Origin of the sequence: Pseudomonas brassicacearum, assembly GCF_003732265.1 — a bacterium.
Taxonomy (GTDB): domain Bacteria; phylum Pseudomonadota; class Gammaproteobacteria; order Pseudomonadales; family Pseudomonadaceae; genus Aquipseudomonas; species Aquipseudomonas brassicacearum_D.
In genome coordinates this window covers 203445-216339 of sequence record NZ_MOBK01000004.1, presented here as the reverse complement: position 1 = coordinate 216339, position 12895 = coordinate 203445, and the positions used below count along the sequence as shown (strand labels likewise).

General features: G+C 59.8%; 11 protein-coding genes. 2 read left to right on the top strand and 9 right to left on the bottom strand.

Annotated elements, in window-relative coordinates; all coding sequences use genetic code 11:
* Window positions 1-85: 85 nt before the first annotated feature.
* Together gltP and BK660_RS10625 are read left to right on the top strand one after the other, a co-directional pair.
* Window positions 86-1417: a glutamate/aspartate:proton symporter GltP gene (gene gltP / locus BK660_RS10635; protein WP_123433274.1), complete on the top strand. Its 1332-nt coding sequence runs from the start codon at window positions 86-88 to the stop codon at window positions 1415-1417.
* Between the two features lie 204 nt (window positions 1418-1621).
* Window positions 1622-2851, top strand: coding sequence for a nucleoside recognition domain-containing protein (locus tag BK660_RS10625; RefSeq protein ID WP_123433273.1), 1230 nt, complete (start codon window positions 1622-1624; stop codon window positions 2849-2851).
* Between the two features lie 117 nt (window positions 2852-2968).
* Here BK660_RS10625 and BK660_RS10615 read toward each other — a convergent pair whose 3' ends face one another.
* The 9 genes from BK660_RS10615 to BK660_RS10575 form a co-directional block, all read right to left on the bottom strand.
* Complete coding sequence (locus BK660_RS10615; protein ID WP_123433272.1) at window positions 2969-3595, bottom strand: ABC-type transport auxiliary lipoprotein family protein; 627 nt, start codon at window positions 3593-3595, stop codon at window positions 2969-2971.
* Window positions 3592-4530: an MlaD family protein gene (locus tag BK660_RS10610; RefSeq protein WP_123433271.1), complete on the bottom strand. Its 939-nt coding sequence runs from the start codon at window positions 4528-4530 to the stop codon at window positions 3592-3594. The genes BK660_RS10615 and BK660_RS10610 overlap by 4 nt, the downstream gene beginning before the upstream one ends.
* A gap of 1 nt (window position 4531) precedes the next feature.
* The gene (locus BK660_RS10605) at window positions 4532-5335 is read right to left on the bottom strand and encodes an ABC transporter ATP-binding protein (protein ID WP_123433270.1); all 804 of its coding nucleotides are present in this window, start codon (window positions 5333-5335) and stop codon (window positions 4532-4534) included.
* A complete protein-coding gene (locus tag BK660_RS10600; RefSeq protein WP_123433269.1) occupies window positions 5332-6480 on the bottom strand; it encodes an MlaE family ABC transporter permease in 1149 nt (382 codons plus the stop codon). The genes BK660_RS10605 and BK660_RS10600 overlap by 4 nt, the downstream gene beginning before the upstream one ends.
* Window positions 6481-6534: 54 nt before the next feature.
* Window positions 6535-7563 (bottom strand): DUF5924 family protein, encoded by a 1029-nt coding sequence (locus tag BK660_RS10595; RefSeq protein WP_123433268.1) that lies wholly within the window; start codon window positions 7561-7563, stop codon window positions 6535-6537.
* Window positions 7564-7670: 107 nt separating this feature from the next.
* Window positions 7671-9044, bottom strand: coding sequence for a M16 family metallopeptidase (locus BK660_RS10590; protein ID WP_123433267.1), 1374 nt, complete (start codon window positions 9042-9044; stop codon window positions 7671-7673).
* A 165-nt stretch (window positions 9045-9209) separates the two neighbouring features.
* Window positions 9210-10868: a Na/Pi cotransporter family protein gene (locus BK660_RS10585; protein ID WP_123433266.1), complete on the bottom strand. Its 1659-nt coding sequence runs from the start codon at window positions 10866-10868 to the stop codon at window positions 9210-9212.
* Between the two features lie 240 nt (window positions 10869-11108).
* The gene (locus BK660_RS10580; protein WP_123433265.1) at window positions 11109-11738 is read right to left on the bottom strand and encodes a hypothetical protein; all 630 of its coding nucleotides are present in this window, start codon (window positions 11736-11738) and stop codon (window positions 11109-11111) included.
* Window positions 11738-12895, bottom strand: a complete 1158-nt coding sequence (locus BK660_RS10575) for a DUF2515 family protein (RefSeq protein ID WP_123433264.1) — start codon at window positions 12893-12895, stop codon at window positions 11738-11740. The genes BK660_RS10580 and BK660_RS10575 overlap by 1 nt, the downstream gene beginning before the upstream one ends.

Genomic DNA, 12895 nt, shown 5'->3' with positions numbered 1-12895 from the left:
ATACGGGGGCAGATGCACGCACTTTTCGCCACAAGCGAACCAGTGACTGCGTCTGCCTGAGTCAAACGCAAGTAAGGGTAATGATATGAAGAAGGCAAAGCTTAGCCTCGCCTGGCAGATCCTCATCGGTCTGGTATTGGGGATTGCAATCGGTGCGCTGCTCAACCATTTCAGTGCCGAAAAAGCCTGGTGGATCAGCAACGTCCTGCAACCGGCAGGCGATATCTTTATCCGTCTGATCAAGATGATCGTGATCCCGATCGTGATCTCTTCGCTGGTCGTCGGCATCGCTGGTGTCGGTGACGCCAAGAAACTCGGGCGCATTGGTCTGAAGACCATCATCTACTTCGAGATCGTTACCACCATCGCCATCCTGGTCGGTCTGGTGTTAGCCAACGTGGTCCATCCGGGCACCGGCATCGACATGAGCACCCTGGGTACCGTGGATATTTCCAAGTACCAGGCGACTGCCGCCGAGGTTCAGCATGAACACGCGTTCATCGAAACCATCCTCAACCTGATCCCGTCGAACATCTTCGCGGCCATGGCCCGCGGCGAAATGCTGCCGATCATCTTCTTCTCCGTATTGTTCGGCCTCGGTCTGTCGAGCCTTCAATCGGACCTGCGCGAGCCGCTGGTGAAGATGTTCCAGGGCGTCTCGGAAAGCATGTTCAAGGTCACTCACATGATCATGAACTACGCCCCGATCGGCGTATTCGCACTGATCGCGGTGACCGTGGCCAACTTCGGCTTCGCTTCCCTGCTGCCGCTGGCCAAGCTGGTGGTGCTGGTGTACTTCGCCATCGCCTTCTTTGCCTTTGTGGTGCTGGGGCTGATCGCCAAGATGTTCGGTTTCTCGGTGATCAAGCTGATGCGCATCTTCAAGGATGAGCTGGTGCTGGCCTACTCCACCGCCAGCTCCGAAACCGTGCTGCCGCGCGTGATCGAGAAGATGGAAGCCTACGGCGCGCCGAAAGCCATTTGCAGCTTCGTGGTACCGACCGGCTACTCGTTCAACCTCGACGGTTCGACCCTGTACCAGAGCATCGCGGCGATCTTCATTGCCCAGCTGTACGGCATCGACCTGTCGATCAGCCAGCAATTGCTGCTGGTGCTGACCCTGATGGTCACCTCCAAAGGCATCGCCGGTGTACCGGGCGTGTCCTTCGTGGTGCTGCTGGCCACTTTGGGCAGCGTCGGCATTCCATTGGAAGGCCTGGCATTCATCGCCGGTGTCGACCGCATCATGGACATGGCCCGTACCGCATTGAACGTGATCGGTAACGCACTGGCCGTGCTGGTCATCTCGCGCTGGGAAGGCATGTACGACGACGCCAAGGGTCAGCGCTACTGGAACTCCCTGCCGCACTGGCGCAGCAAGGAAAAGCTGCCAGCTGGCGAGATTTCCAAAAACTAAAGCAAAACCTTGTAGGAGCGGGCTTGCTCGCGAAGAGGCCGGCACATTCAACATCTCTGTTGATTGACACACCGCCTTCGCGAGCAAGCCCGCTCCCACATTAAATTGGTGCAAGTCGTACTAAACAAACCCCGGAGAAATCCGGGGTTTGTCGTTTCTGGCTACCCCGCTATCATTCGCCGCATATTCCGGGGGATTTGACTGATGCTTAATGGCCTGTGGCTTGGCTTCTTCATCGTGGCTGCCGTTTCGGCGCTGGTGCAATGGCTGATCGGCGGTAACGCCGGGATCTTCGCGGCGATGGTGGAGAGTATTTTCGCCATGGCCAAGCTATCGGTCGAAGTCATGGTCCTGCTGTTCGGCACCCTGACCCTGTGGTTGGGCTTTCTGCGCATCGCCGAGAAAGCCGGGATCGTCGAATGGCTGGCCAAGGCATTGGGCCCGTTGTTCCTGCGCCTGATGCCGGAAGTGCCGGCAGGCCATCCAGCCATCGGCCTGATCACCCTGAACTTCGCCGCCAACGGCCTGGGCCTGGACAACGCCGCCACACCGATCGGCCTCAAGGCGATGAAGGCGCTTCAAGAGCTCAACCCCAGTGCGACGATCGCCAGCAACGCGCAGATCCTGTTCCTGGTGCTCAACGCTTCCTCCCTGACCCTGCTGCCGGTGACGATCTTCATGTACCGCGCCCAGCAAGGTGCGCCGGACCCGACGCTGGTGTTCCTGCCGATCCTGCTCGCCACCAGTTGCTCGACCATCGTCGGCTTCCTGTCGGTCGCGTTCATGCAGCGGCTGCGCATCTGGGACCCGGTGGTGCTCGCGTACCTGATTCCCGGTGCCCTCGCCCTCGGTGGCTTCATGGCGCTGCTGGCGACGCTCTCAGCCACCGCGCTGGCAGGCCTGTCATCGATCCTCGGTAACCTGACGCTGTTCGGGCTGATCATGCTGTTTCTGATCATCGGCGCGCTGCGCAAAGTGAAGGTCTACGAAGCATTCGTCGAAGGCGCCAAGGAAGGCTTCGACGTGGCCAAGAACCTGCTGCCGTACCTGGTGGCGATGCTCTGTGCGGTGGGCGTACTTCGCGCGTCCGGCGCGCTGGACTTTGGTCTGGACGGGATTCGGCACCTGGTGGAGTGGGCCGGTTGGGACACCCGCTTCGTCGACGCGTTGCCGACGGCGATGGTCAAACCGTTCTCCGGCAGCGCCGCACGGGCGATGCTGATCGAAACCATGAAAACGTCGGGCGTAGACAGCTTCCCGGCGCTGGTGGCGGCCACGGTCCAGGGCAGCACCGAAACCACGTTCTATGTGTTGGCGGTGTACTTTGGCGCGGTGGGCATCCAGCGCGCGCGGCATGCGGTGGGGTGTGCGTTGCTGGCGGAACTGGCCGGTGTGCTGGGCGCCATCGGGGTGTGCTACTGGTTCTTCGGCTGACCGAGATCCCTGTGGGAGCGGGCTTGCTCGCGAAGGCGTAGTGTCAGACAACCTCAGCGTTGAATGACAAACCGCTTTCGCGAGCAAGCCCGCTCCTACATTGGGTCCGTGTCGGGTTTAAGGTCTTGCCGGCAGTTCGACCTTCTGCCCTTGCTCAACCGCCCAGTTCACCACCTGCGCCGTCAATTGATCGCTCGCCTGACCAAACCCCGCGACCACTGCGGGGACTTTCACATCGCTCAGAGGCTGACGCACTTCGAAGCGGCGGCTGGCGAGGATGCGCTGGTCGTAACCGCGCACCAGCAGAGCATCCAGGCTTACGACCACCGTGGCGGTCGTGCCCTGATACTCGGTCTGAAACGCCTGCAAATGCCCGCCCAGCTCCAGGTCCGCCTGGAAAATGCTGTCATCGGTGCTCAGCAGCGGCACCCGCCCATCACGCTGAAAACCATCGAGCAGACGATTGCGCAGCAGCACCGGCGCCGGATCGCTCCAACGCGAGCCCTTATAGCTGCTGATCACATCACCTTGCGGGATCACCGCGATGTTCGGGCCGTCCAGTGCGTTGCTGGCCTGGAGTTTGGTCAGGCGCAGCGACCAGCGTTGCGGCGTGCCATGACTGGCCGACGCGTTGCTCTGGGCCGACGGCAATCGATAGACATCGAACGGCTCGGGCTTGGGCAGGATCGAGCACGAACTGATCAGCGTGAAGCCGGCGAGGAGGGCGATACGAGTCAGCTTCATGGCGTGAATTCCTTGTTCTTGTCACTGCCCAGCAGGTAACCGCTGGGGTTTTCCTCGAGGCGTTGAGAGATGGCGCGCAACGAGGTCAGGGTTTCACGCAACTCGCGCACCGCCGGGGCCAGGCCATTGAGGCCCTGCATGCCGCTGTTGAGCGAGTCCTGATTGGTGGCGAGCAACTTGTTGATCGTCGCGGTGCTCTGCTGCAGCGACTTCATCGCCTGCTCGGCGCTGCCCAACGCGTCCTTGCCATGCTCATTGAGCAGGCCGTTGGCATTGCGCATCAGCGCCGTGGTCTGCTCCAGCATGTTGTTGGCCTGCTTGCCCACCGACGCCAGTTGCTGCATCGCTTGACGGATATCGCCGCGCTGATCGGCAATCGCCCCGGTGGTTTGTTCCAGGTGCTCCAGGGTGTTGCTGATGCGCTCGACGTTTTCCGTGGAGAACAACAGGTTGGCGTTTTGCATCAGCGTGTTCACGCCGGCCATCAGGTCGTTGCTGTCATTGAGCAGGCGCGCGATGGGCGAGGGTGACGCGACGATGGTCGGCAGGTTGCCGTCCTTGCCCTTGAGAGCCGGGCTCTGCGGAGTGCCGCCGCTGAGCTGGATGATCGAAGTCCCGGTGACGCCGGTCAGTGCCAGTTTGGCCTGGGTATCTTCCTTGACCGGGGTGTCACCGCCCAGACGAATCCGCGCCAGCACCCGGCGCGGGTCTTTCGGGTCCAGGCGCAATGTCACCACGTCGCCGACCTTGATCCCGCTGTACTGCACCGAACTGCCTTTGGACAGGCCGCTGACCGCCTCGTTGAAGACCACTTCGTAATCCTTGAACTCGGTGTCGACGCTGGACTTGGCCAGCCACAGGCCGAAGAGCAGGGCGCCCGCCACCACAATCACGGTGAACAGGCCGATCAATACATGATGGGCTCGGGTTTCCATGTCAGACCTCGTTCAACTGTTGAGCGGCCGTCAGCGCCGCGCGGCCGCGAGGGCCATGGAAGTATTCGTGAATCCACGCGTCGTCGGTTTCCGACACCTTGTCGATGGCGTCCGCCACCAGCACTTTCTTCTGCGCCAGCACCGCCACCCGGTCGGTGATGGTGTAGAGCGTGTCGAGGTCGTGGGTCACCAGGAACACACTCAGGCCCAGCGCATCGCGCAGGGTCAGGATCAATTGATCGAACGCCGCCGCGCCAATCGGGTCGAGGCCGGCCGTGGGTTCGTCGAGAAACAGGATGTCCGGGTCCAGCGCCAACGCCCGGGCCAGCGCGGCACGCTTGATCATGCCGCCGGACAGCGAAGCGGGGTACTTGTCGGCGGCCGACAGCGGCAGCCCGGCCAGCGCCAGTTTGACCGCCGCCAGGTGCTCGGCGTCTTCACGGCTCAGGCCGGCGTGTTCGATCAAGGGCAGGGCAACGTTTTCGGTCACGGTCAGCGAAGAGAACAGGGCACCTTGCTGGAATAGCACACCAAAACGCCGTTCAATCTTCGAGCGCTCCTGCTCGGACAAGGTTGGCAGGTTTTTACCGAAAACCTTCACGTCCCCTTCATTGGGCCGACGCAGGCCGACAATGCTGCGCAGCAGCACCGATTTACCGCTGCCGGAACCGCCGACCACGGCGAGAATTTCACCTTTGTACAAATCGAGGTCGAGGTTTTCGTGCACGCTTTGACTGCCGAAGCGATTGCACAGCCCACGGACTTCGATCACCGCCTCGGAAGGCGCTCGGGGTAAACGACTCACCAGCCCATCTCCATGAAAAACAGCGCAGCCACGGCGTCGAGCACGATCACCACGAAAATCGACTGGACCACGCTGGACGTGGTGTGCGCACCGACCGACTCGGCGCTGCCGCTGACTTTGAACCCTTCAAGACAGCCAATCGAGGCGATCAGGAACGCGAAAATCGGTGCTTTGACGATCCCCACCAGAAAATGCTGAACCCCGATGTCCGATTGCAGCAGCGAAAGGAACATCGCCGGCGAAATATCCAGCGACACCGCACAGACCACGCCGCCGCCAATAATCCCCGAGAGCATCGCCAGAAAGGTCAGCATCGGCAAGGCGACCAGCAATGCCAAGACACGCGGCACCACCAGCAATTCCATCGGGTCGAGGCCCAAGGTGCGGATGGCGTCGATTTCTTCGTTGGCCTTCATAGAACCGATCTGCGCAGTGAACGCACTGGCCGTGCGCCCGGCCATCAGGATCGCCGTCAACAGCACCGCGAATTCACGCAGGAAGGAAAACGCCACCAGGTCCACGGTGAATACCGTGGCACCGAAACTGGCCAACACCGTCGCCCCGAGAAATGCCACCACTGCGCCCACCAAAAAGGTCAGCAGGGCGACGATGGGGGCGGCATCAAGGCCGGTTTGTTCGATGTGCGCGACCATCGGCGTGATGCGCCAACGCTTGGGTTGAAACAGGCCGCGGGCGATGGTTTCGATAATCAGCCCGACGAAACCCAGCAGTTGCAGGGTGTCCTGCCAAACCGCGTCCACCGCGCGACCAATGCGGGTCAGCAATTGAATGCTGACGCTGATTTCCGGCTCCTTGATCGGCACACAGAAATCGGTCATCGAGCGGTAGATGGTCTGCAGCAGGGCGCGATCGGCGGTGGACAGGGTGCAATCGGGGTGTTCGGCGGATCGGCCGAGGCGCTCGGTCCCCAACAGCTCGACCAGCAACGAGGCACCGGCGGTGTCGAGAGCACCGAGACTGTTGAGATCGATGTGGGTGTTGTCGTCGTATTGACCGCGAAGCTTTTCGCACAAGGTCTTGAGATCGGCGTAATGGGCAAGCGTCCAGTCACCCGTCACCCGCAGCTGAGCAGGGGAGTGAGAGGCGTCCAGTTGGGCATTACCGGCCATTGTGCTGCTGGTCATAAGCTCCGTGCTTGTTCGGTTAATACACAGAGCTACGTAATAGCATGAACCGCGCTACTTTTCTTTGGTCGGTGTGCTGTCCGTGACGATGAAGCGCAGCACGCCGATGACCTGGCCGTCTTCGGTCAATACCCGAACCTGCCATTTGCCCGCCGGGTTGCCCGGGAAGTTCTGTTTGTGGGTCCAGGCGCGGTAGCCTTCCTTGCGTCCACCATGGATATCCAGCGGGATGCGGTCGACCTCTTTGCCGTTGAACTGCCACACGTGATAAATCCGCTCATCCAGGCCGCGCGGGGCGTTGATCGCGGTGTAGGCATACAACCCGCCGCCACGAATCTGCTCGGCCGTGACTTCATCCAGGCTTTTGCCGGGGGTGCGGTCCTGCATTTGCGTGCTGATTGCCACATCAGTCATCCACAGGGTCGCCGGCGGCACCCACGAGCGCAGGACCCAACCGAGGGCGCCGATGCCCAGGGTGATACTGAGGATCGCCAAAGCGTTGCGCACGGTGCGGATCGGGAAGATCGACGCCAGGCTCGGGAACGACAGCAGCACGGCGATCCCCAGCGCCAGTTTGAAACTCTGGGACGTGGTGAGGTGCATGATGACGGGCAGGGCGGTCAGCAATGCCGCGAACAGCGTCAGGGTATGCAGCGCCAGGAACGCCCAGCGCCGGGGCGCCAGCCATTTGTAGTACAGCGGGTCGATGATGGAAATCAGCGCGGCGATGCTCAACAGCCCGGTGAAAAACAACTGGCCGCTGTTCCAGGTGGTGGTGATGAAAAAGAACGGCAGGACGAAGAACAGGCTTTCCTGGTGAATCATCTGCGTGGCGTAGCGCAGCAGGGGCTGGGGAATTTCGCGCTTGAAGATTTTGGCAAACAGCTTGGTGAGGCTGTTTTCCAGCATCAGCCAGACCCAGCTGAACACCATGATGATGGTGATCCAGGTCGCCAGGCCTTGTTGGCGATCAACCAGAATGAAGCTGCCGACACCGGAGATGAAACCACCGAGCGCGATGACCCCAGGATAGCGCTTCATCAATTCCAGGATGCGCTGGACGTATTGGGTCAGGATCGGCATTCGGCGGTTCACATTCGTCGTAGGAAATATCCTCGACAGGTTACCCCCCGTGCGCCCCCGTGGCGAGGGGGCTTGCCCCCGTTGGGTCGCGAAGCGGCCCCTCTTTATTATCTGCGATGAAACCGCCAGCCCAATAGTCCGAGCACCAGCAGCCCCAACACCCCGGCAATCACCCACATCACCTGGTCATCCCCCATCAGCGGCTTCTCGATCCGCAAATACCCGGGCTGCAGCAGCAACTCACGCAACGCCTTGTTCGCTTCCTCCAGCGTCACGCCCTGCAGTTCCCTCGCCGGATCGGCGAAGCGCCCGTCCTCATAGTCGCCCAGGGCACTCCAGTAATAATCCGCCAGCGCGCTATTGCCTTGCACGGCCCAGGCCTGCCGGGCGATGGCCGCCTGCTTGAGACGGTTGAAGGTGTCGGCGTCGAGACCGTCCTTGAGCAGTTGCGCTTTCAACTCCTCAAGGACTTGCTCCGCCTGGGGCACATCGTCGCGCTCAAGGTCGGCGTTGAGGCTCATGAAGCCCACACCGCCAAACAGCTCACGCTCCGCCGAAGGCCCGTAAGACAAGCCGTGGACCAGACGCATCTGGCGATAAAGCGCCCAGTCCAGATAGTCCTTGAGCAGATCGAACGTCTCGTCGTGCTCATCCTCCAGCACCGGTTCCGGCACCAGCCAGTGCAACTTGGCACCATCGCCGACGAAGCCGCTGCTCAGCGTGCGCTCATGGGCGGCACTGGCGCGAATTTCCGGCAGGGGCAAGTGTTCGCTCGGGTCGACCGCCACCAGCTCACCCCAGGCCCGTTCCAGATAGGCCGGCAGCAAGCGGTCAAGGTCGCCGACCATGATCAGGGTCATGTTGTTGGGCGCGTACCAGAGCTTGCGCACCTTCTCCAGTTGTTCACGGGTCAGGTGATCGACTTCGGCGCGCTGTGGGCATTTGAGGCCCAGTTCCACCGCCAGCTGATTACTGGCCGTGTGGCCGAGGTCCTGGCGATCCAGCCACCGTTGCAGGCGAGTGTAATGACCACCGTCTTCGCGCTCGACCACTTGCTTGGCGGCGTTGATGGCGTTGTCGTCGATGCGGGTCTGGGTCAGCAACGCCAGCAACAGGTCGAGGACCTTGCGCTGGTTTTTTGCCGGGGCTTCGATGACGAACGTGGTGTCGGCGTTGCTGGTGTAAGCATTCCACTCACCTCCCAGCGCCTGCATGCGCTCCTCCAGCCCCCCTTCGCCGGTGGCGTCGATGCCGCTGAACAACAAGTGTTCGAGCAGATGGGGCAGTTCTTTGTCGGCGCAGTTGAAATCATCCAGGCCAACGCCGACGACCAGGCGAATCGCCACATGCCCGCGGTCAGCGCCCGGTTTGAGCAGCAATTGCAGACCATTGGGCAGCGTATAGCCCTCGACCTGAAACCGATCCAGGGCAAACGAAGGAAATGAACCGAGCAGCAAACAGGCGAACAACAAACAACGCATAACAGGTTTCCATACGGCTGATTGGAGATCCGTGTCGCTTTCCGGGCAGCCATCGCGAGCAGGCTCGCGCCCACGGTTTCACCGAAGCTCCAGTGTGGGAGCGAGCCTGCTCGCGATGCTTTTAAGCCGGAACCCATGTAACTGACTGACCACACAGCCAGACGTTCAAGGCGAATGCGTGATGTCCGCCAAATCGTCGACCGACAACGCGCCCGTGTCGGACGTCTCCAGCACCACATACGCGCTGCTGCAAAACAGCGAATTCAAACGTTTCATGTCGGCAATGAGCTCCAGGTGCAGCGAACTGGTCTCGATACTTTGCACAATCTTACGTTGCAACCGGCTGACATGGGCATGAGCCAGACGCCTTTCCTGTGCGCGAAAGCGACGTTTTTCCCGCAACAACTGGCGGGCACTTTCCTTGTCGGCACTCAGGAACACGGACAACCCCAAGCGAAGATTGGAGATTAGCTGACTGTGCAGCCCGGCCAATTCCTCCAGGCCCACCTCGGAAAAAGACCGGCGCTGCGAGGTTTTCTGCTGCTGAACCTTGCGCAACATGCGCTCGATCAGGTCGCTGGCGAGCTTCAGGTTGATCGCCAATTCGATGATTTCTGCCCAGCGCCGGCTGTCCTGGTCGCTGAGGTCTTCCCGGGGCATTTGCGCCAGATAGAGTTTGATTGCGCTGTAGAGGGCCTCGACATCATCGGTCAGGCGGCGCATTTCCTGGGTCACGGCGGTTTGCTTGCCGCGCAGCACATCGAGCATCGCTTCGAGCATGTTGTCGATCAGATCGCCCATGCGCAGGGTTTCCCGCGCCGCATTGGCCAGCGCCAGGCTCGGCGTGACCAGCGCGGTGGGGTCGAGGTGCCGGGGCTTGGCCATTCCGTTGACGACTGGCCGCTCCGGCAACAGCCAGGTGCACAGCCTGGCCATCCCTGCGACAGTCGGCGTCAGAATCAAGCAACGGACGGTGTTGTAGAGCAGGTGGAAGCCGATGACGGTTTCCTGAGGACTGAAGTCCAGGCCATCGAGCCAGTGCACCAATGGGTTAAGCACCGGAATGATCAACACCAGGCCAATCAGTTTGTACAACAGGCTGCCCAACGCCACTTGGCGCCCGGCGGAGTTCTGCATGCTGGTGCTGAGAAACGCAAGAATGCCGCTGCCTATATTGGCGCCGATCACCAGGCCGATGGCCACCGGCAAACTGATGACCTTGGCGCCGGCCAGCGTCGCCGTCAGCAGCACCGCGGCCAGGCTCGAGTAGGAGATCATCGCGAACAATGCGCCGACGAGGGCGTCGACCAGAATGTCGCCGGTCAGCGAGGCGAAGATCACCTTCACCCCTTTGGCGTGGGTAATCGGCGCAGCCGATTCGACGATCAACTGCAGCGCCAGAATGATCAACCCAAGGCCAATGGCGACACGGCCCATCTGCCCGAGCCGGGTCTGTTTGCGCGACAGGAAGAAAATCACCCCGACAAAGATCAGCAGCGGCGACAGCCAGGAAAGGTCCAGGGTCAGCACCCGCGCCATCAGTGCCGTACCGACATCGGCCCCCAGCATGGTCACCAGCGCCGGGGTCAGCGCCATCAGGCCTTGCCCGACAAACGAAGTGACGAGCATGGCGGTGGCATTGCTGCTCTGGACCATCGCGGTCACCACGATGCCGGCGATAAACGCCAGCCACCGTTTGGACATGTTCTGGCCAATCACATGGCGCAGGTTGGTGCCGTAAACCCGCAGGATGCCGGTCCGGACGATGTGCGTGCCCCAGATCAACAAGGCCACGGCCGATAACAAATTGAGCAGGGTGAGCATAAAGGCCCCCTGTGGTGGTCGCGCCCCAGTGGGGCAAATTGACGGTACCGCGCGTTCTTCTACGTTCTGTACTTAAGCTGTAGTTGGCTAACGGTCTGGGCGCCAGCATTGCACAGCTAAAGACGTGAATGAAACAAAACTGTCATGAAAATCGCGCCTTCCTTGTGAGAGCCAGCCTGCTCGCCATGGCGGTTTTGCAGTCAGCCCCAATGTGGGTTGAGCTCCTCTCAGATAGGGAACTCAGTCACTGAAATGATCCTCACCCAGTCCTACGTCGATCAGATACTTGGCTGTCTCAGAGTTTCGCTCATCGCAGCGGGCGTAGCATTTGATATGAAGGATCAAGCTGTACTTGTGCGGGATCAACAGGATGACGCCGTCCATTTGATCAAAGAGTTTGGCTTGAAGAAGCGCTTTATCCTTCTGGTTTTCTGTCTTGAGCCAGTCATTTCCCTCCGCCGTTTCTGGAACCCACCCGGCCTGTTTCAACGTTTTTTGTAGTTCACCAAGGAGCTCTATTGCTTGTTCGAACGGCAACGTTTCCAGCATCGGCGATGTAGACAAAGTTATCGCTTTGAATTCGGACCAACCAATTGCACCGAACTTAGTAGCTGGCAATGTGAACCCGTGCTGCTTGTCATCGAAGGTGATGATTACTGGGGAACTGATCCAAGTGGAGCTTGGGTGAGGTGGCTCGCTCGGATATACAGCCGTTTCGCGCTCTACAGGAAATGTCGAATCACGCACAACATCGTCGTAATTTTTTCCAATATGAAAGGATATTTGTTCCGGGCCACGGCTGATATAAATAATCAAAGCGGTCGCTATCAGGATGACGGCAGCCGCAACGTAGAAAATCTGCTTCCGCATCACTTGACGCCTCCGCCACCAGCGATCTCATTGATCGATTGCTCTAACTTCGCGCGAGAGGCGGGTATTTTAAGCAACGCATCAAACTGAGTGGCTGCACGTAAGACAAACTTCATTCGTTGATTTTTATCGGCGAGGTTGGCAAGCGGATTACTACCGAAAACGACCTTCCTATCATCAGGAGCTTTGCATTGACTAGCCAGAGTCAGCTGAATTTCTTCTGCCGCCCCCGGTAATAAACCCGTTAAGACCGAAATGACGTCGCCGCCATGAGTACCCCGCATGAGCATGGCGAAATGAGTTTCATCGTACATTGCCGGTTGCAGGATATTAAGTTGTTCATGACCCGCCATTTGCTCAACGCTGCCTGCGATGTTTCCTTGGTCGATGGCTTTAAATGTTGCGTAAATCTCTGGTGTATCAGCACCAAACTCCACCTTCCCCGCAATCGGCCACATCACGTCTTTCACAATTCCCCGCCGGCTCTTCAAACACTTCTCCATTTCTTTAAAGCCCCGCACCATAAAAAACCGATGCAACGGATAAACATCCAGAAACAGTGAGGTATTGCCCAGCGCCAGCATTTCATACACATAGTCCAACTGCTGCTGGACCACTGACCGAGTGTTATCGCCAAAGGTGATGTCTTCAGTGGGCATTGGGTTGGCCGCCCGCGCTCGTTCTACTTCCTTCTCCACTTCAGGATCAGTCTTGCTGAGCTTGAACCCGAACCCTTCGAAAATAGTTTCCGACTTACCGGTCCTAAGCTTCTCTTGCGCAGCCTTTTGCGCGGCAATAGCAGTCTGCAGTTTGGTGGCATGAATCAACCCACAGCCCACCTGCTTCGAAGCAAACGCCGCCAACCCCGCCCACTGAAACCGATTATCTGCCAGCCACAACTGCGCATACGCGGCGTTGATCTTGCGGTTACGTGCTTGTGGGTCGGCGATCAGTACGCCACCCGGAGCGACCCATTCTTCGGCTTCTTTCTGAAACCGGCGCCACAGGCAGTTGCAGGTCAGTAACGGCACTTCGACGCGGGTCTTGGGGTTGGGGCCGGCCGTGGTGGTTTCGCGTTTGCAGGCGGGCAGTTCGCAGGTGCTGTCCCAGAGTTTTTTCATGTCCAGGTCGTCTGGGGCGATGCATTGTCCGGTCAT